Raw genomic sequence first — 17,224 nt, forward strand, 5'->3', positions numbered from 1 at the left:
CGGGGCTGAGACCCCGGTCCCGGGGGGGGGGGGGGGGGGGGGGGCGCCCGCCGGGCGGGGGGGGGGGGGGGGGGGGGGGGGGGGGGGCGCGCCCGGGGCCCCGCCCCCCCCCGCGCCGGTGTCCGCGGCCCGTTACGGCTTCGGCGTGGCGTGCGGGGCGCACGTCACGTCGCGGCTGTCGGTCCGGCCGGTGAGCAGGTAGGTGTCCACCCGCTCGTTGACGCAGGGGTTGGTGATGCCGGTGACACCGTGCGAACCGGCGTCCCGCTCGGTGATGAGCCGCGAGCCCTTGAAGCGCTGGTGCAGTTCGACGGCGCCCTCGTACGGGGTGGCGGCGTCGCGCTCGGACTGGACGATCAGCACCGGCGGCAGGCCCTTGCGGGTCTTCACGTTCAGCGGGGTCTGCTGCTTGGCGCCCCAGGTGGCACAGGGCAGGTTCATCCAGGCGTTGGCCCAGGTCATGAACGGGTAGTCCTTGTGCAGCCGGGTGTTGTCACGGTCCCAGGTGCGCCAGTCGGTGGGCCACTTGGCGTCCGCGCACTCGACCGCGGTGTACACGGCGTTGCCGTTCTCCGAGGAGATGTTCCCCGCGATGTCCGACATGTCCGGGCCGGCGGCGTCGATCAGGGCCTGGGTGTTTCCGCTGCGGTAGTTGCTCCAGGTGCGGGCGATGGAGACCCAGGTGGAGTCGTAGTAGGGCGCCCGCTGGAAGAAGCCGATGAGTTCGGCGGGGCCGACGACGCCGCCGATCGGGTTCTTCTTGGCCTCGGCGCGCAGCTTCAGCCACTCCTGCTCGACCTTCTCGGGGGTGTCGCCGATGTGGAAGGCGGCGTCGTTGCGGGCGACCCATGCCTTCCAGTCGTCCCAGCGCTGCTGGAAGGCGATGTCCTGGTTGAGGTTGGCCCGGTACCAGATGTTGTCCTTCGCCGGGTTGACGACGCTGTCGACGACCATGCGACGGACGTGGTCCGGGAAGAGCGTGCCGTAGACCGCGCCCAGGTAGGTGCCGTAGGAGACGCCCAGGAAGTTGAGCTTCTTCTCGCCGAGCGCGGCACGGATGACGTCCATGTCGCGTGCGGAGTTGGGGGTGGTCATGTGCGGCAGCATGTCGCCGCTGCGTTCGGCGCAGCCGGCCGCGTACTCGGCGGCGAGCTTGCGCTGGGCGAGCTTGTCGGCCTCGGAGTCGGGTACGGGGTCGGCCTTGGGGGCGCTGACGTACTCCTGCGGGTCGACGCAGGAGATCGGCGCGGAGTGGCCGACGCCCCGCGGGTCGAAGCCGACGAAGTCGTATGCCTTCGCGGCGTTCGCCCAGATCGGGTTCTTGGTGACGACGCGCTTGGGGAACGCCATGCCCGACCCGCCGGGGCCGCCCGGGTTGTAGAGCAGCGCTCCCTGGCGCTCGTCGGGGGTGCCGGTGCTGACGTGCCGGTCGACGGCTATTCGGATCTTCTTGCCGTCGGGCCTGGCGTAGTCGAGCGGCACGGTCACCCAGCCGCACTGGATGGGTGAGGCGATGCCCCAGTCGGCCGGGCAGTCCGTCCAGTCGATGCCTGCCCTGGCGGCCCGTGCTGCGGCGAGTTCGACGCCACGGGCCTCGGAACCACGGTGGTGGCGGCTCTCGGCAGTGGCAGCGGGCGCGGACATCACGCCCGCCACGAGTGTGCCCACGATCAGGGCGCCGGCCGGGCCGAGCACTGCGGTGCGTCTCAAGTGGAACCCCCATCGGGTCCGAAGCGCCGCCGGTGGCGGCGCGTTTCGTTCGGGACCTTTCGCGGATCCTGTCTCCTGTGGGGTTCCTGAGAACAGATCACACATCCACTTCTTTACCGAATCGATAGCCGGACACCGGTGTCCCGCTGACCGGATTTCAGCCCCTGGTCACCCTGTGTGCGTCCGGTTCCTCGTCGTACGCGTCCAGTGCCTCGTCCAGGACCCGGCGCAGCAGGCGGGCGTCGGGTGCGGTGGCGGTGACGAGCACGGCGGGGCCGGCCAGCGGAGCGAGTACGGCCGTCGGTCCCAGCAGCCGTGTTTCGGGGCGGCGTTCGGCGAACGCCGGGTCCACCAGGAGGAGTTGTCCGACGGCCCGGTGGCCGCCGAGGACCGCCGGGCCGTCCCAGCCGCCGGGCGCGCCCGGCCCGTACGACGTCTCCTGGTCGAGCAGCGGGCGGCCGTCGCGGTGCACGGTGATGCGGCTGGTGAGGGTGCCGGGTTCCTCGGCGTGCCGGCCGAGCACCTGTTCCTCGCGCAGCACCAGCCGCGCGGTGGGGGCGAGCCGGATCCGGGTGTGCGTGCGCAGCACGCTGCCGCGCACCGAGACGAGCTGTTCCGGGAGCCAGCGCAGTTCGGCCCCCTCCCCCACGGTCAACTCGATGGTGTACGAGGCGGGTTCGGCGCTCCTTCCGGGCAGGGCGACGGTCGCCGCCGCGGCGTCGACGGTGAGCCGGGCGCCGTCCTGCACCCCTGCCTCGATGGCGAGCCGGTCGCCGCCGAGCGGTGCGCTCATGGCTCCGACGACGGTGACCCGGGCGCCGTGGCCGTTGCCGGCCCGGGTGCGGCGCAGTGCCAGCGGCCCGGCGCTCTCCAGCACGGGGAGCGAGGTGCCACCGCCCCGGCCGTCGGGGGCCGCGACGATCCGGGCGGTGGCCCGGACGCTCATGCCGTCCAGGCGGCGAGCCGCCCGCGCACCCAGTCGGCGACGGGGCCGACGCCCTCCCCGGTGGTGAGCGAGGTGAGGACCACGGGGAGCGGTCCGCGCTGCTGCGCGGCGTCGCGGGTCATCCGGCCGAGGTCCGAACCGACGTGGGGGGCGAGGTCGGTCTTGTTGATGACGAGCAGGTCGGCGGTGGTGATGCCGGGGCCGCCCTTGCGGGGGATGTCGTCGCCGCCGGCCACGTCGATGACGAAGACCTGGGCGTCGACGAGTCCCCTGGAGAAGGTGGCGGTGAGGTTGTCGCCGCCGGACTCGACCAGGATCAGATCGAGCGGTCCGACGGTGTCCTCCAGGTCCTCGACGGCTTCGAGGTTGGCGGAGATGTCGTCGCGGATGGCGGTGTGGGGGCAGGCGCCGGTCTCGACGGCCTGGATGCGCTCGGGCGGCAGGACGGCCTCGCGGAGCAGGAATTCGGCGTCCTCGCGGGTGTAGATGTCGTTGGTGACGACGGCGATGGAGTACCGGTCGCGCAGGGTGCGGCAGAGGGCGGCGACGGTGGCCGTCTTGCCGGAGCCGACCGGCCCGCCGAGGCCGATCCTGAGGGCCCGGCGGGTGCCGTCGGGGCGGGTGGCGTCGGCGCTCACGGCGGCGGGGCCGCGGGACGCGTGGTCGAGGTGCATGGGTTCGGCTCCTGGTCCGTGCGGTGCGGGGTCACGAGGCGAACAGGCGGCCCCGGCGGGCCGCGTGCGCCTCGGCGGTGATGTCGAGGAGGGGGGCGGAGGCCGCGGGCAGTCCGTCGACGGTTCCGTGCGCCGCGGCGGCGGCCCGTTCGGCGATCCGGTCGATTTCGGGTGCGAGCCGGGCGAGGACGGCGGTGGCCTCGAAGGGATCGAGGGAGAGCAGCCGGACCACGGCGGTGGCGGGGCCGCCGACGGATTCGTACGCCGCCGCGTACGCGGCGTCCAGCGGTGCGAGACCGGCCGACCGGGCGGTCAGGCCCAGCACCACCGGTTGATGGGCGCCGCGCGGCCGGGCCGCGGCGAGCGCGTCGAGTTCGGGGCCGGGCCAGGTGGCGCGGGCCGCCCGCATCAGTTGCCGGCCGAGTCTGCGGGCGACGGCGCGCAGTGCGGGCGAGGGGGTGCGGGCGTCGGCGGCCTCGTCGAGGGCGAGCGGGTCGTGGCCGTGGGCGGCCGCCGCGGCGAGTGCGGCGGCCGTGAGCCCGGTGGTGTGCAGCCGGCCCCGGCAGAACGCGGCGAGGTCCCCGGCGTCGCGGACGCGTCCCTGTTCCACGGCCGCCTCGGCACCACCGGAGTGGGCGTGGCCCCCGGCGGGGAAGCGGCCGTCGGCGAGGACGAGCAGGGCTGCCCGGCTCATCGCCCGGTCCGCTTCACCGGCCGCGAACACGCGGTCCGTGCCATCGGCCACGCGGTCCGTGCCATCGGTCGCACGTTCCGTATCGTCGGTCGCACGTTTCGCATCAGAGGTATCGGAAGCATCAGAAGAGGAAGTAGCGCTGGGCCATGGGCAGTTCGGCGGCCGGTTCCGGTTCGACCGGCTCGCCGTCGATCGTCACGGCGAAGCTGTCGGGGTCGACGTGGACCCGTGGCAGCGCGTCGTTCTCCCGCATGTCGGCCTTGGTGACGCCACGCGTGCCGGTGATGGGCACGAACCGCTTCCCGAGCCCGAGGCGCTCGGGCAGGCCGTCCTCGACGGCCGCGCCCGCCACGAAGTTGAGGGAGTTGGCCGCGGGGGAACGGCCCACCGCGCCGAACATCGGCCGGGGCAGCATCGGTTGCGGCGTCGGGATGGAGGCGTTGGCGTCGCCCATCTGCGCGTACGCGATCTGGCCGCCCTTGATGACCAGGTGCGGCTTCACCCCGAAGAACGCCGGCTCCCACAGCACCAGGTCGGCGAGCTTGCCCGTCTCCACCGAGCCGGTCTCCCGGTCGAGTCCCTGGGCGACGGCCGGGTTGATGGTGTATTTGGCGACATAACGACGCACCCGGTGGTTGTCGGCCCGCCCGTCGCCGGGCAGTGCGCCGCGGCGCTTCTTCATCACGTGGGCGGTCTGCCAGGTGCGCAGGACGACTTCACCGATGCGCCCCATGGCCTGGGAGTCCGAGGAGATGATCGAGATGGCACCGAGGTCGTGAAGGATGTCCTCGGCCGCGATCGTCGAGGGCCGGATGCGTGATTCGGCGAAGGCCAGGTCCTCCGGCACGGCCGGGTTGAGGTGGTGGCAGACCATCAGCATGTCGAGGTGTTCCTCGATGGTGTTGACGGTGTGCGGCCGGGTCGGGTTGGTGGAGCTGGGCAGGACGTACGGCTCCGAGACGACGCCGATGATGTCCGGGGCGTGGCCGCCGCCCGCGCCCTCGGTGTGGTAGGCGTGGATGGTGCGCCCGGCGACGGCGGCGAGGGTGTCGGCGACGAACCCGGCCTCGTTGAGGGTGTCGGTGTGGATGGCGAGCTGGGCGCCCGTCTCCTCGCAGACGCCCAGGCAGGCGTCGATGACGGCGGGGGTGGCGCCCCAGTCCTCGTGGATCTTGAATCCGAGCGCCCCGGCCCGCAGTTGGGAGTGCATGGCCTCGCGCGACATGGTGTTGCCCTTGCCGAGCAGACCTATGTTGACGGGGTACGCGTCCAGCGCCTCGAACATCCGGGCGAGGTGCCACGGGCCCGGTGTGACGGTGGTGGCCCTGGTGCCCTCGGCCGGTCCGGTGCCGCCGCCGACCAGGGTGGTGATCCCGGCGGAGAGCGCCTGGTCGACCAGGGTCGGCGAGATGAAGTGGACATGGGCGTCGATGGCGCCCGCGGTGAGGATCCGGCCGTTGCCCGCGACGATCTCGGTCTCGGGGCCGATGACCAGGTCGGGGTGGACGCCGTCCATGGTGTCCGGGTTGCCGGCCTTGCCGATCCCGGTGATCCGGCCGTCGCGGATGCCGACGTCCGCCTTGACCACGCCCCAGTGGTCGATGATCACGGCTCCGGTGACGACGGTGTCCGGGGCGCCCTCGGCACGGGTGGTGCGGGCCTGGCCCATCGATTCGCGGATCACCTTGCCACCGCCGAACACCGCCTCGTCCCCGGCGAGTCCGGGCCCGCCCGAGCGGTCCTCCTCGATCTCCACGAGCAGATCGGTGTCGGCGAGCCGGATGCGGTCGCCGGTCGTCGGCCCGAACAGGTCGGCGTATCGGGCACGGTCGAGCTCAGCCATCGAGGGCACCTCCGGTCCCGCCGCGCAGGCCGGGGACGATGCGCCGGCCCGCGAGGGGGACGAGTTCGACATCGACGGGCACGCCGGGTTCGAAGCGCACGGCGGTTCCGGCGGGGATGTTCAGCCGCAGGCCGTGGGCGGCCGAACGGTCGAAGCCCAGGCCGGGGTTGGCCTCGGCGAAATGGTAGTGCGAGCCGACCTGGACGGGCCGGTCGGCGGTGTTGAGCACGGTGAGGCGGGTGACGGGGCGTCCCTCGTTGAACGGCACGGGCCCGTCCGCGTACAGGGTCTCTCCGGGAATCATCGGCGGTCCCCCGTCAGACGATCGGCTCGTGGACGGTGACGAGCTTGGTGCCGTCCGGGAAGGTGGCCTCGACCTGGACGTCGTGGATCATCTCGGGCACCCCGTCCATGACGTCGTCACGGCCGAGCACCGCACGGCCCGACACCATCAGTTCGGAGACGGTACGGCCGTCGCGGGCGCCCTCCAGCAGGTGCACCGTGATCAGTGCGACCGCTTCGGGGTGGTTGAGCCGCAGTCCGCGTTCCCGGCGTTTTCGGGCCACGTCGGCGGCCACATGGACGAGCAGGCGTTCCTGCTCGTGCGGGGTCAGTCGCACGCTTCCACCTCACAGTCCCGTGCCCGGCCCCGGGCACAGCGGGACACTAGCCGCGTTCAACAGACTGTTGAACGCCGTACGGGTGCCCCGCGTCGAGGTATTGCACGTTAGAGCCGAAATTTTTCCGGCGCGTTAACCGGCCCTTTGCCGATCCATGGACGTACGGCCCGCGCACGGGCCAAGACGCACGGGCCGGCGCGAAGGGGCCGCGGACCGGGAAGGCGGCGGGCGGCCCCGCCTCGGCCTCAGCTGCCCGGCTCCCGGTGCCGGGGGTGTTCCGCCGCGATGCCGAAGCGCTGCCGTTCGCCGGGAGCGGACGACGGGGAGCCGATCGAGGAGACCGAACTGATCGCCCGCTCCTCGGCCGCCGCCTCGTCGCTCTCAAGTCGTTCCAGGTCAGCGGCCGAGACCAGGGCCACCAGCGGCTTGCCGTGCCGGGTCACGACCACGCGTTCGCCGCCGTAGACGACACGGTTGATCAGTTCGGCGAGCTCAGCCCGTGCTTGCGTCACCGGAATCTCGTAAGCCATGCTCCCCATCATAACCTTCTGTACGTCCTGTACATTTTTTACAGACGCCTGTGCAGGCTGCCGTGCAGACCCGGAGGAGAGGCATCGCCATGCTGTTCCGCCCCACCGCCCGCCACGTGCTGCCCGAGTTCACCGAGCGCACCAGCAGCGGGACCCGCACCCTCGACCCGTACTCCAAGTTGCTCTCCGAGCGGATCGTCTTCCTCGGCACCCCGGTCGACGACGCGGCGGCCTCGGACCTGATCGCCCAGTTCATGTACCTGGAGCACGACGCCCCGGACCGGCCCCTCTCGCTCTACATCAACTCCCCCGGGGGCTCGTTCGGCGCCATGTCGGCGATCTACGACACGATGCAGTACCTCAGCTGCGAGGTGGAGACCTACTGCCTCGGCCAGGCCGGCTCCTGCGCGGCGGCGCTGCTCGCCGCGGGCGCCCCCGGCCGCCGTCACGCACTGCCCGGGGCCCGGGTGGTGGTGCAACAGCCCGCGCTCCCCGAGCCCCTGCGGGGCCAGCCGTCCGACCTGGAGATCGAGGCGCGGGAGCTGGAACGGGTCCGGGGGATGCTCATCGACCTGCTGGCCCGTCACACCGGCCACGACGCCGGGCGCATCGCCACCGACATCGAACGCGACCTGGTCCTCGACGCGGCGGGCGCCAAGGCGTACGGCCTGGTCGATCACGTCATGTCGAGCCGCAAGGCGTCACTCCCTCCGCACGGCGCGCGGTGAACGCCCGGTGCAGCCGCCCGAGTTCCCGCCGCTCCCCGCACTGACCCGCGCCGAGGGGGAGTTCATCGACCACTACCTCGAAGTCCTCGACCAGCTGGGCCGGATCAACCCGGCCCGGGGCGGCGACACCTACGGCGCGTTGCGCGCCGCGCAGGCACTGGTCTCACGGGCCGGTGACCTGCGGGACGCACTGGCGCTGATGCACGAGCGCGGCGAGGCCCGGATCCATGCCGCCACCCTGGCCCGGGCGCTGCGCGTACTGGACGGGGAGCGGCGGGCCGGACGCGTCACCGTACCGCCCGCTCCCACGAGTTGACCGGCGCCCGCCCCCTCGCGTCCACCGGAGGGCGTGCCGGCTTTTCCCGCCCCGGGGAGCGACGGGGGTCACTCAACTCCCGTACTCGACACGCCCGGAGCGCACGGCAAAATTCCTCGCTCGTTCGGCGTAGGGAGTCCCTCGCGCGAGGGACTTCCCAACTTGCGTTTTCTACGTGACCAGTGGGCGGAATCAGCCGTTCCGCCCCTGGTACGGGACCGGGTCGAATGTTCCGAACAGCCGTCGGAATCGTCATGTCCACTCGAACGGGTCAGTCGTGAGGAGCCTCACAAATGCCTGTTTCGGCTCGGAAATCCGACAGTGAGTGCGTCAAGATCCCTGGGACGACAAGCCCCCGCCACCGCGGCGGGGCGGTCCGGGCGGACGCCGAGTCCTGCCGCCGCCCGGATGCCTGGTCGACGGAAGTGGATCGGCAGGAGTGGAGGACCCGAGCACAACGGGTCGGCCGGAACATCGGTCGTCCCTCGGGGTGAAGCCGCCGAAAGCGGCCGGGCAACTTCGCCAGCCCGAACCCGACAGGTCATCCTTCACAGGCGGCTGACGAAGGGTTGCGCATGACTGCGCAGGTTCATGTCCCGTCTCTGCTCGTCCGGGCCGGTACGGCCTCGGTTCTGACGCTCGCCGCCGTCGGCGGCACCATGATCGCCCCGGGTGCCACGACGGAGGCCCAGGCCGCGACCCGGTCGATGAAGGCACTCAGCATCGCCGCGTCGAAGAAGGGCTCGCCCTACCGCTGGGGGGCCACCGGCCCCAACCGTTTCGACTGCTCCGGCCTGACGCTCTACTCGTTCAAGAAGGCGGGCAAGAAGCTGCCCCGCACGGCCCAGCAGCAGTACAACAAGACCCGTCACATCTCGGCCTCGCACCGGCAACGCGGCGACCTGGTCTTCTTCCACTCCGGTCGCAGCGTCTACCACGTGGGGATCTACGCCGGGAAGGGAAAGATCTGGCACTCGCCGAGGACCGGCTCGGTGGTCCGGCTGGAGAAGATCTGGACGAAGAGCGTCTACTACGGGCGGGTCCGCTGAAGTACGCCCGGCGGCCCGGGCCCCCGGACGGGCGCCGGCGGCGCGTTCGAGAAGGAGTTCCCGGTCCGGATGCACGGCCGCGTCCCGGACGGGCGGTGGCGACGTCCACCGCCCGTCCGCCCCGCCCTCAGCCGCGCGCGGGACCGGGCCGGGGGAGCACGATCCACACCGTCTTGCCGCCGTCGGCGGTGGGGGTGACCGCGAGCCGCCCGCCGTACTCCTTGGCCAGGGCCCGGATGATGACCATGCCTCGTCCGTTGTCCTGCTGGACGGCAGCGGGCAGTCGTCGGGGCCAACGCGGATGACTGTCCCTCACCCCCAGCGACAGCTGTTCCTCCCGGTCCAGCCGGAGGTCCACCGTGAAGGTGGGCGACTGCCCGAAGGTGTGCTGAACGGCGTTGGTCGCGAGTTCCGAGACGATGAGCCGGATGCCGTCGGCGAATTCGCCGTCGACGGCCAGTCCCCATTCGGTGAGCGCCCCGGCCACGTACTTCCGGGCCGCCGCGACCGATACCGGCTCGCTCGGCAGAGTGACGCTTGCTTCCTGATGATCCGCCATGGCAAGCCGCCCCTTTCCCACCCGGAGCGACCGGCTGTCGGTCCGGGTCGTGCTTCGCGCCAGATTGCCACCGATGCTGCCCTCTGCAACGGTGATCCACCAAGATATGCATATATCTGTCGCTCGATGCGGTGAACCCCTTCACGCGAAACCGCGAGCGGGCGACGGACTGTCCGTCCGGCGGGCGGGGGAGGGAGGCCGCAGATGCGGCACGGTCCTGCGGTACGGCGCCGCAAGCTCGGGGAGGAACTCCGGAGCCTGCGCCACGCATCGGGGCTGACCAGCCGGGACGCCGCGCGGATACTCGGCTGGCACCAGTCGAAGGTCAGTCGGATCGAGACCGGTGTCAGCGGGGTGCGGCCGGCCGATGTGACCCGGCTGCTGGACGCCTACGGCGTGGACGACCCCCAGTTGCGGGATCTCCTGGCGGCACTGGCGGGTTCGGCGGGCGGGGGCGGCACCGGCTGGTGGCACGCCTATCGCGGCCTGATCCCGCCCCAGTACCGCGATTTCATCAGCCTGGAGTCCCAGGCGCGGACCGCGCGCACCCTGGAGACCTCGGTGGTGCCGGGGCTCCTTCAGACGGCCGACTACGCGCGTGCGGTGACCCGGGCGTCGCTGGACGGACTGCCCGCCGCCCGGCTGGACTCACTGGTGGAGGTGCGCCTCGCCCGGCAGGGGGTGCTGTGCAGCGATCCGCCGCTGCGGCTGAGCGCGGTGCTCGACGAGGCGGTCCTGCGGCGGGAGGTCGGCGGGCGCCGGGTGATGAGGGGTCAGTTGCGCCATCTGGCCCGGGTGGCCCAACTCCCCCACGTACAACTCCAGTTGCTGCCGTTCTCGGTCGGCGGCTACGCCGGCCTCACCGGCCCTTTCGTTATTTTCTCATTTCCGAACACTTCTGATCTCGACGTGATTGTTCTTGACCATTTGACGAGTAGCCTCTATCTGGAGCGGAAAGAAGACCTTGAGGCGTACAGCTCGGCCTTCCGCACCATGCAGGCCCACGCGCTGTCGCCCGAGCACTCGTTGGACCTCATCGCCGCGATCGACCGCGGCGACCGGTGACTTCGGACCGCCCGAGAGGACGTCATGTCGGATTGCCTCGCACAACACGACTTACGGTGGCGGCGCAGCAGCCGCAGCACGGGTATGAACAACTGTGTGGAAGCCGCCCCGTTCACGGACGGACGGCTGGCCGTACGGGACTCCAAGGACGTGTCCAGGCCACCGCTGCGGTTCTCCGCGGTGGCCTGGACCTCCTTCGTCTCCGGTCTGTGCCGGGGTCCGTTCAGCTGACGGGGGCGGTCCGCCGCACGGTCGTCACGGCCGCGTCGATCTGTTCCCCGGTCAGGTCGGCGCGCGCGGTCAGTCGCAGCCGGGACACCCCGTCCGGCACCGACGGCGGCCGGAAGCAGCCCACGAGGACCCCGGCGGCACGGCAGTCGGCCGCCCAGCGCACGGCGGCCTCCGCCGACGGGGCACGCACCGACACCACCGCCGCGTCGGGGCGCACGGCGGTCAGCCCGGCCGCCGTCAGCCGCTCGTACAGCGCGGTGGCCACCTCACGGGCCCGGCCCGCGCGCTCGGGTTCCCGGCGCAACAACCGCAGGCCGCCCAGGGCGGCGCCCGCCGCGGCCGGTGCGAGACCGGTGTCGAAGATGAACGTACGGGCCGTGTTGACCAGGTGCTCGATGACCCGGGCGGGACCGAGGACGGCTCCGCCCTGGCTGCCGAGGGACTTGGAGAGGGTGAGCGTGGCGACGATCCCCGTACCGCCCGCGAGGCCGGCGGCGGCGAGCGCGCCGCGGCCGCCTTCCCCCAGTACGCCCAGTCCGTGCGCGTCGTCGACGAGCAGCGCGGCGCCCTCCTCGCGGCAGACCTCGGCCAGGCGGGGCAGCGGTGCCGCGTCGCCGTCGACGGAGAAGACCGAGTCGGTGACGGCCAGGGCCCTGCCGCCGTGCGCCCGCAGTTCCTTGCGCACGGCGTCGGGGTCGGCGTGCGCGACCACGGCGGTCTCGGCGCGGGAGAGCCGGCAGCCGTCCACGATCGAGGCGTGGTTGCCCGCGTCGGAGACGATCAGCGAGCCGTGTCCGGTGAGCGCCGTGAGGGCCGCGAGATTGGCCGCGTAGCCCGACGACAGCACCAGGGCCGCTTCGAAACCGCAGAAATCGGCCAGCTCACGCTCCAGTTCGGCGTGCAGCGCGGTGGAGCCGGTGACAAGTCTGGATCCGGTCGCGCCCGCACCCCACCGGTGTGCGGCCCCGGCCGCGGCGGCCGTGACCTCGGGGTGCCGGGTCAGCCCCAGGTAGTCGTTGCTCGCGAGGTCCAGGAGACCGGACCCGGCGGACCGGGGGCGGAGCGTGCGGACGAGCCCGGCGTCCGCACGGCGGCGCGCCTCGTCGTCGATCCAGCCGAACGGGTCGAGGGGCATGAGCGATCCCTTTTGTAGGCAGCTCACAGACCCTAACCGCGGGCGTCACAGGTCATGGTGTGGCAATACACACACCCTCGACAGGCTCTGTTGTCCGGTTCCTCCTTGGCTGCGGGCCGTGCGGTAGGCCAGGATCGACGCCATGGACCTCCTGAACACGCTGGTGGACAAGGGGCTGCGGCGCGAGCTGCCGACCCGCGAAGAAGCACTCGCCGTACTGGCGACGTCGGACGACGATCTGCTCGAAGTGGTGGCCGCGGCCGGAAAGGTGCGCCGTCAGTGGTTCGGGCGGCGCGTGAAGCTGAACTATCTGGTCAACCTCAAGTCCGGTCTGTGCCCCGAGGACTGCTCGTACTGCTCGCAGCGGCTCGGCTCGAAGGCCGGCATCCTCAAGTACACCTGGCTGAAACCCGACGAGGCGTCCAAGGCTGCCGCCGCGGGCGTGGCCGGTGGTGCCAAGCGGGTGTGCCTGGTGGCGAGCGGTCGCGGCCCGACGGACCGTGACGTCGACCGGGTGTCGGAGACCATCGAGGCGATCAAGGAACAGAACGAGGGCGTCGAGGTGTGCGCCTGTCTCGGCCTGCTCTCCGACGGGCAGGCCGAACGGCTGCGCTCCGCGGGCGCCGACGCGTACAACCACAACCTCAACACGTCCGAGGAGACGTACGGGGAGATCACCACCACCCACACCTATGCCGACCGGGTGGAGACCGTGCAGCAGGCGCAGGCCGCCGGGCTGTCGGCGTGTTCCGGGCTGATCGCCGGGATGGGCGAGAGCGACGCCGATCTGGTCGATGTCGTCTTCTCGCTGCGCGAGCTGGACCCGGACTCGGTGCCGGTGAACTTCCTGATCCCGTTCGAGGGGACTCCGCTGGCCAAGGAGTGGAACCTCACCCCGCAGCGCTGTCTGCGCATCCTGGCGATGGTCCGGTTCGTCTGCCCGGACGTGGAGGTGCGGCTCGCGGGCGGGCGCGAGGTGCATCTGCGCTCGATGCAGCCGCTCGCCCTGCACCTGGTCAACTCGATCTTCCTGGGCGACTACCTCACCAGCGAGGGACAGGCGGGCCAGGCGGACCTGGACATGATCGCGGACGCCGGTTTCGAGGTGGAGGGCGCGGACACGACGACGCTGCCCGCGCATCGTGCGGAGTCCGGCGGCTGCGGCGCCCACGAGGGCGGCTGCGCGCCGTGCGGCGAGGCGCCCAAGGAAGCCGCGGCTGCTCCCCAGGAGGCGCCGGCCGCGCGCACGGACCTGGTGGCGGTCCGCCGGCGCGGCGCGGGAACGGATCTCGCCCCCAATGCCTGAGGCCCTCTCCCCGGCCGAGCTGCGCGCCCTGGACCGGGCCCACGTCTGGCATCCGTACGGCCCGATGCCGGGCCGGCAGGAACCGCTGGTCGTGGAGTCCGCGTCCGGGGTGCGGCTGCGGCTGGCCGAACCGGCGCACGGGCAGCGCGAGTTGGTGGACGGCATGTCGTCCTGGTGGTCGGCGGTGCACGGCTACAACCATCCGGTGCTCAACGAGGCGGCCCGCGGCCAGCTGGACCGGATGAGTCATGTGATGTTCGGCGGGCTGACCCACGAACCCGCCGTGCGGCTGGCCGCCCGGCTGGTCGAGATCACCCCGGAACCGCTGCGGCACGTGTTCCTGGCCGACTCCGGGTCGGTCTCCGTCGAGGTCGCGGTGAAGATGTGCCTGCAGTACTGGCGCTCGGCCGGGCGACCGGCCAAACAGCGGCTGCTGACCTGGCGGGGCGGCTACCACGGGGACACCTGGCAGCCGATGTCCGTGTGCGACCCGGAGGGCGGGATGCACGAGCTGTGGTCGGGCGTCCTGCCCCGGCAGGTCTTCGCCGACGCGCCCCCGGCCGGTTTCGACGCGGAACCGGACGCCGCGTACGCACAACACCTGCGGGAGCTGATCGCCGAGCACGCCGACCGGCTGGCCGCGGTGGTCGTGGAGCCGGTGGTGCAGGGTGCGGGCGGAATGCGGTTCCACTCCCCCGCATACCTGCGGGTGCTCCGCGAGGCGTGCGACGCCCATGACGTCCTGCTGGTGTTCGACGAGATCGCCACGGGTTTCGGCCGCACGGGCGAGCTGTTCGCCGCCGGGCACGCGGGGGTGTCGCCCGATGTGATGTGCGTGGGCAAGGCCCTGACCGGCGGCTATCTGACGATGGCGGCGACGCTGTGCACCTCCCGGGTGGCGGAGGGCATCTCGCGCGGCGATGTGCCGGTGCTCGCACACGGCCCGACGTTCATGGGCAACCCGCTCGCCTCCGCCGTGGCCTGTGCCTCCGTCGACCTGCTGCTCGGCCGGGACTGGCGGCGGGAGGTGGAGCGGATCGGCACGGGGCTGCGGGACGGCCTCGCCCCGGCGGCGGAACTGCCGGGGGTGCGGGACGTACGGGTGCTGGGCGCGATCGGCGTCGTACAGCTGGACCATGAGGTGGACATGGCGGCCGCGACCCGGGCGGCGGTGCGGGAGGGCGTGTGGCTGCGGCCGTTCCGCGACCTCGTCTACACGATGCCGCCGTACGTGACCGACGACGAGGACGTGGCGCGGATCTGCCGTGCCGTGCGCGCGGCTGCGCGGGAGGGCTGAGATGACCGTTCTGGTGGTGACGGGCACGGGTACGGAGATCGGCAAGACGATCGTGACGGCGGCCGTGGCGGCGGTGCGCCCGGACCGTTCCGTCGCGGTGCTCAAGCCCGCGCAGACGGGGCTCGCGCCGGGTGAGCCGGGGGACGCGGCCGAGGTGGCGCGGCTGGCCGGCGGTCATGTCACCGCGATCGAACTGGCGCGTTTCCCCGAGCCGTTGGCGCCCGCCACGGCCGCCCGCAGGGCGGGGCTGCCTCCGGTGCGGCCGTACGAGATCGCCGACGCGGCGGAGAAACTGGCGACCGAGCACGATCTCGTGCTGATCGAGGGTGCGGGCGGCCTGCTGGTGCGGTTCGACGACGAGGGCGCGACCCTCGCCGACGCGGCCCGGCTGCTGGCCGCCCCGGTGCTGGTCGTGACGCCTGCCGGGCTGGGCACGCTCAACACCGCGGCGCTGACCTCGGAGGCGCTGCGGACCCGGGGGCTCGACTGCCGCGGCCTGGTGGTGGGCAGCATGCCCGCCGCACCGGACCTGGCGGCACGCTGCAACCTGGTGGACCTGCCGGTGGTGACGGGCGCACCGCTCCTGGGCGCGGTACCGGCCGGGGCGGGCGCGCTGGCCCCCGCCGATTTCCGTGCACGGTCCGGGAGTTGGCTCACCGCGGAGCTGGGCGGGAACCGGCCGCCCCTCTGAGCGGCCGTGCCGTACGGCACGGAACCGGCCGGGCGGGGAGAATGTGTCGCACGGAGCGGGAAGAATCCAAGGAGAGCCGCACTCTTCGCGCGTGCGCCCGGCCGAGGAGGTCCGTCATGCGTCTGCGCCACGAGAGAATCCCGCAGGACGCGGTGCACCACCCCGTCTTCGCCCGGTTCTACGCCCTGCTGAGCGTGGCCGCGGAGACCAGGGCGGGGCTGGGCGCGGTGCGCGCGGAGTTGCTGGCCGGGATGTCCGGCCGGGTCATCGAGGTGGGGGCGGGCAACGGGCTGAACTTCGCGCACTACCCGCCCGGGGTGGCGGAGGTGGTGGCCGTCGAACCCGAGCGCGGACTGCGGCAGTTGGCGGTGCGGTCGGCGCTGCGCGCCGGCATTCCGGTGGACGTGGTGCCGGGCGCGGCCGAGGAGCTGCCGGTCAAGAGCGAGGCGTTCGACGGAGCCGTCGCCTCGCTGGTGCTGTGCACCGTACGGGATGTGGAACGCTCGCTCGCGGAGATCAGGAGGGTGCTGCGACCCGGTGGCGAGCTGCGCTTCTTCGAGCACGTGCGGGCCGAGGGCCGGGCCATGGCGCTGACCCAGCAAGCACTGGACCGTACGGTCTGGCCGCTGCTGATGGGCGGGTGCCATACGGCGCGCGACACTTTGGCGGCCATCGAGGGGGCCGGGTTCGTGGTGGAGTCCTACCGCAGGGTCAGGATGCCGGAGCGGGGCGTCCAGCTGCCCACCTCGTCGTGCGTACTGGGCACGGCACGGCGACCGGAGTGACCTCCCGGGCCGTCTCCGGGCCCGAACCGCCCACCCGTCGCGCCGTCACGGACCGGGGCGGGCACGTCGCCCCCCGTACCGCCGTACGGTGCGGCGGTGCGGCGGTGCGGCGGTGCGGCGGTGCGGCGGTGCGGCGGTGCGGCGGTCACAGGCTCCACTGGCGCAGCTCGTCGGCGATGGCCCGGACGTCGGCCTTGCCCTCCTTGACCAGCCTGGCCAGATCGCGTACCTGCTCGGGCGAGGTGATGACCTTGAGCCCGGAGGCCACGAGGTAGCCGTACGCGACGGCGGAGGAGAACATCGCGTTGGAGTGTTCGAGCGCGGGGACGTGGAGCAGCAGCTGCAGAAGTGCGGCGGCCCGGGTGTGCGGGTCGCTGTAGACGGGGCTGCCGAAGATCTCGGCCTCATGGCGGGCCACCGCGGCCACGAGCGCGCCCCAGTCGACGACCTGCGGATCGCCGGGGGTCTTGTGCTCGGCCACCATGAGCAGCCAGGACAGGTCGATCTTGAGGTTCAACGCGTGCCTTTGCGCTCCGGGCCGAACTCCTCGGCGAACACCGACTCGTACTGCTTCATGAAGTCGGCCGCTGCTTCGACGAAGGTGTGTCCGACCTCGCCCGCGTCCTGCCGCACGAGCTCTTCTATGTAGCGGTTCACGCTCATCCCCCTTTGCAGCGCGCGTTGCCGCGCGGCCTCGGCGGTGGCCTCGTCCACTCTCACGTTCAGCTGAGTCTTGGGCACGAAACCACGCTAGCGCGCTTGCGCTAGCACCGGCAACAGCTGCTCCCGATGCCTCGTACACCCTTCGCTCACCCCCTCACGAAGGGCCCGTCGGGGCCCGTGGATGTGATGCCACCCATAGGAGCTGGATCACATACCAAGGTGCTTAGTAGCGATGAGCCCTCTCCGAAGGCTCCGAAGAGCCACCAAAACCCCCATTTCGGACATTACTCCGTATTCGGGTAGTACGTCACATCGTTGACCGCCGCCGGGACCGCCGCTAACCATGGCTGTCATCGCGGAAACCGCCGGACCGGCCGGACAC

21 protein-coding genes and 1 riboswitch are annotated in these 17,224 nt (G+C 72.1%); of the genes, 9 read left to right on the forward strand and 12 right to left on the reverse strand.

Annotation, left to right across the window (positions count from 1 at the left end):
* Positions 1-132: 132 nt before the first annotated feature.
* The 8 genes from ACFYW1_RS26215 to ACFYW1_RS26250 all read right to left on the reverse strand — a co-directional run bounded on the left by ACFYW1_RS26215 (position 133) and on the right by ACFYW1_RS26250 (position 7,017).
* Positions 133-1,644 (reverse strand): alpha/beta hydrolase, encoded by a 1,512-nt coding sequence (locus ACFYW1_RS26215; protein WP_388998017.1) that lies wholly within the window; start codon positions 1,642-1,644, stop codon positions 133-135.
* A 223-nt stretch (positions 1,645-1,867) separates the two neighbouring features.
* Positions 1,868-2,656 (reverse strand): urease accessory protein UreD, encoded by a 789-nt coding sequence (locus ACFYW1_RS26220; protein ID WP_388997952.1) that lies wholly within the window; start codon positions 2,654-2,656, stop codon positions 1,868-1,870.
* A complete protein-coding gene (gene ureG / locus ACFYW1_RS26225; protein ID WP_388997955.1) occupies positions 2,653-3,330 on the reverse strand; it encodes an urease accessory protein UreG in 678 nt (225 codons plus the stop codon). The genes ACFYW1_RS26220 and ureG overlap by 4 nt, the downstream gene beginning before the upstream one ends.
* A gap of 31 nt (positions 3,331-3,361) precedes the next feature.
* Complete coding sequence (locus ACFYW1_RS26230; protein WP_388997958.1) at positions 3,362-4,024, reverse strand: urease accessory protein UreF; 663 nt, start codon at positions 4,022-4,024, stop codon at positions 3,362-3,364.
* Between the two features lie 121 nt (positions 4,025-4,145).
* On the reverse strand, positions 4,146-5,867 hold the full coding sequence (locus ACFYW1_RS26235) for an urease subunit alpha (protein ID WP_388997961.1): 1,722 nt from the start codon (positions 5,865-5,867) through the stop codon (positions 4,146-4,148).
* Positions 5,860-6,171 (reverse strand): urease subunit beta, encoded by a 312-nt coding sequence (locus ACFYW1_RS26240; protein ID WP_388997964.1) that lies wholly within the window; start codon positions 6,169-6,171, stop codon positions 5,860-5,862. The genes ACFYW1_RS26235 and ACFYW1_RS26240 overlap by 8 nt, the downstream gene beginning before the upstream one ends.
* Positions 6,172-6,184: 13 nt before the next feature.
* Positions 6,185-6,487: an urease subunit gamma gene (locus tag ACFYW1_RS26245; RefSeq protein ID WP_148837849.1), complete on the reverse strand. Its 303-nt coding sequence runs from the start codon at positions 6,485-6,487 to the stop codon at positions 6,185-6,187.
* Between the two features lie 245 nt (positions 6,488-6,732).
* Positions 6,733-7,017, reverse strand: a complete 285-nt coding sequence (locus ACFYW1_RS26250; RefSeq protein ID WP_388997967.1) for a type II toxin-antitoxin system Phd/YefM family antitoxin — start codon at positions 7,015-7,017, stop codon at positions 6,733-6,735.
* A gap of 92 nt (positions 7,018-7,109) precedes the next feature.
* On the opposite strand from ACFYW1_RS26250, the gene ACFYW1_RS26255 reads away from it, so the two are divergent.
* The 3 genes from ACFYW1_RS26255 to ACFYW1_RS26265 all read left to right on the forward strand — a co-directional run bounded on the left by ACFYW1_RS26255 (position 7,110) and on the right by ACFYW1_RS26265 (position 9,110).
* Positions 7,110-7,745, forward strand: coding sequence for an ATP-dependent Clp protease proteolytic subunit (locus ACFYW1_RS26255; protein WP_388998020.1), 636 nt, complete (start codon positions 7,110-7,112; stop codon positions 7,743-7,745).
* Positions 7,746-7,752: 7 nt separating this feature from the next.
* Positions 7,753-8,061 (forward strand): hypothetical protein, encoded by a 309-nt coding sequence (locus tag ACFYW1_RS26260; RefSeq protein ID WP_388997970.1) that lies wholly within the window; start codon positions 7,753-7,755, stop codon positions 8,059-8,061.
* 391 nt (positions 8,062-8,452) lie between these two features.
* Positions 8,453-8,633, forward strand: a riboswitch (cyclic di-AMP (ydaO/yuaA leader).
* 3 nt (positions 8,634-8,636) lie between these two features.
* On the forward strand, positions 8,637-9,110 hold the full coding sequence (locus tag ACFYW1_RS26265; RefSeq protein WP_388997973.1) for a C40 family peptidase: 474 nt from the start codon (positions 8,637-8,639) through the stop codon (positions 9,108-9,110).
* A 127-nt stretch (positions 9,111-9,237) separates the two neighbouring features.
* On the opposite strand, the gene ACFYW1_RS26270 is transcribed toward ACFYW1_RS26265, so the two are convergent.
* The gene (locus ACFYW1_RS26270; protein ID WP_388997976.1) at positions 9,238-9,669 is read right to left on the reverse strand and encodes an ATP-binding protein; all 432 of its coding nucleotides are present in this window, start codon (positions 9,667-9,669) and stop codon (positions 9,238-9,240) included.
* Positions 9,670-9,873: 204 nt separating this feature from the next.
* Between ACFYW1_RS26270 and ACFYW1_RS26275 the strand changes: the two genes are divergently transcribed.
* Together ACFYW1_RS26275 and ACFYW1_RS26280 are read left to right on the forward strand one after the other, a co-directional pair.
* Positions 9,874-10,734 (forward strand): helix-turn-helix domain-containing protein, encoded by an 861-nt coding sequence (locus ACFYW1_RS26275; protein ID WP_388997979.1) that lies wholly within the window; start codon positions 9,874-9,876, stop codon positions 10,732-10,734.
* A gap of 24 nt (positions 10,735-10,758) precedes the next feature.
* Positions 10,759-10,965: a DUF397 domain-containing protein gene (locus ACFYW1_RS26280; RefSeq protein WP_388997982.1), complete on the forward strand. Its 207-nt coding sequence runs from the start codon at positions 10,759-10,761 to the stop codon at positions 10,963-10,965.
* Here ACFYW1_RS26280 and ACFYW1_RS26285 read toward each other — a convergent pair.
* Positions 10,958-12,100: an 8-amino-7-oxononanoate synthase gene (locus ACFYW1_RS26285; protein WP_388997985.1), complete on the reverse strand. Its 1,143-nt coding sequence runs from the start codon at positions 12,098-12,100 to the stop codon at positions 10,958-10,960. The genes ACFYW1_RS26280 and ACFYW1_RS26285 overlap by 8 nt on opposite strands.
* A gap of 142 nt (positions 12,101-12,242) precedes the next feature.
* On the opposite strand from ACFYW1_RS26285, the gene bioB reads away from it, so the two are divergent.
* The 4 genes from bioB (at position 12,243) to ACFYW1_RS26305 (ending at position 16,179) form a co-directional block, all read left to right on the forward strand.
* Entirely contained in the window at positions 12,243-13,406 is a 1,164-nt protein-coding gene (bioB, locus tag ACFYW1_RS26290; RefSeq protein WP_388997988.1) for a biotin synthase BioB, read from the forward strand.
* A complete protein-coding gene (locus ACFYW1_RS26295; protein ID WP_388997991.1) occupies positions 13,399-14,703 on the forward strand; it encodes an adenosylmethionine--8-amino-7-oxononanoate transaminase in 1,305 nt (434 codons plus the stop codon). Before bioB ends, ACFYW1_RS26295 begins: the two co-directional genes overlap by 8 nt.
* A gap of 1 nt (position 14,704) precedes the next feature.
* Complete coding sequence (gene bioD / locus ACFYW1_RS26300) at positions 14,705-15,394, forward strand: dethiobiotin synthase (RefSeq protein ID WP_388997994.1); 690 nt, start codon at positions 14,705-14,707, stop codon at positions 15,392-15,394.
* 116 nt (positions 15,395-15,510) lie between these two features.
* A complete protein-coding gene (locus ACFYW1_RS26305) occupies positions 15,511-16,179 on the forward strand; it encodes a class I SAM-dependent methyltransferase (RefSeq protein ID WP_388997997.1) in 669 nt (222 codons plus the stop codon).
* 145 nt (positions 16,180-16,324) lie between these two features.
* On the opposite strand, the gene ACFYW1_RS26310 is transcribed toward ACFYW1_RS26305, so the two are convergent.
* Together ACFYW1_RS26310 and ACFYW1_RS26315 are read right to left on the reverse strand one after the other, a co-directional pair.
* Positions 16,325-16,696, reverse strand: a complete 372-nt coding sequence (locus ACFYW1_RS26310) for a fic family toxin-antitoxin system, toxin component (protein ID WP_148837837.1) — start codon at positions 16,694-16,696, stop codon at positions 16,325-16,327.
* The gene (locus tag ACFYW1_RS26315; RefSeq protein ID WP_093551072.1) at positions 16,693-16,920 is read right to left on the reverse strand and encodes an antitoxin; all 228 of its coding nucleotides are present in this window, start codon (positions 16,918-16,920) and stop codon (positions 16,693-16,695) included. The genes ACFYW1_RS26310 and ACFYW1_RS26315 overlap by 4 nt, the downstream gene beginning before the upstream one ends.
* Positions 16,921-17,224 lie beyond the last annotated feature (304 nt).

It is taken from the genome of Streptomyces sp. NPDC002669 (assembly GCF_042889165.1).
Lineage (GTDB): Bacteria > Actinomycetota > Actinomycetes > Streptomycetales > Streptomycetaceae > Streptomyces.